2 tRNA genes are annotated in these 376 nt (G+C 50.0%); both read left to right on the forward strand.

From position 1 onward, the window contains the following. Positions 1 to 110: 110 nt before the first annotated feature. Positions 111 to 187 (forward strand) — tRNA-Ile (locus KNO76_RS13905). 24 nt (positions 188 to 211) lie between these two features. Continuing rightward, positions 212 to 284, forward strand: a tRNA-Ala gene (locus KNO76_RS13910). Positions 285 to 376 lie beyond the last annotated feature (92 nt).

The raw sequence follows: 376 nt of genomic DNA on the forward strand, positions 1-376 counted from the left end.
AACAAGGTAGCCGTATCGGAAGGTGCGGCTGGATCACCTCCTTTCTAAGGAAAATGCCCATGTGGCATTGCCCATCGTTCAGTTTTGAGAGACCAAACACCTCTCTATGAGGGCCTATAGCTCAGCCGGTTAGAGCGCACGCCTGATAAGCGTGAGGTCGGTGGTTCGAGTCCACTTAGGCCCACCATTTTTATGAACAATTTTAATACACGGGGCCTTAGCTCAGCTGGGAGAGCGCCTGCCTTGCACGCAGGAGGTCAGCGGTTCGATCCCGCTAGGCTCCACTTTTGTTCCTTGAAAACTGAAGATTCATCAAGACATCAAAAACCAATTTCACATATGGTCCATAATGGACCGTGTGTCTTAGACGCTAGAT

It is taken from the genome of Exiguobacterium sp. s101, from assembly GCF_018617835.1.
Taxonomy (GTDB): Bacteria; Bacillota; Bacilli; order Exiguobacteriales; family Exiguobacteriaceae; genus Exiguobacterium; species Exiguobacterium marinum.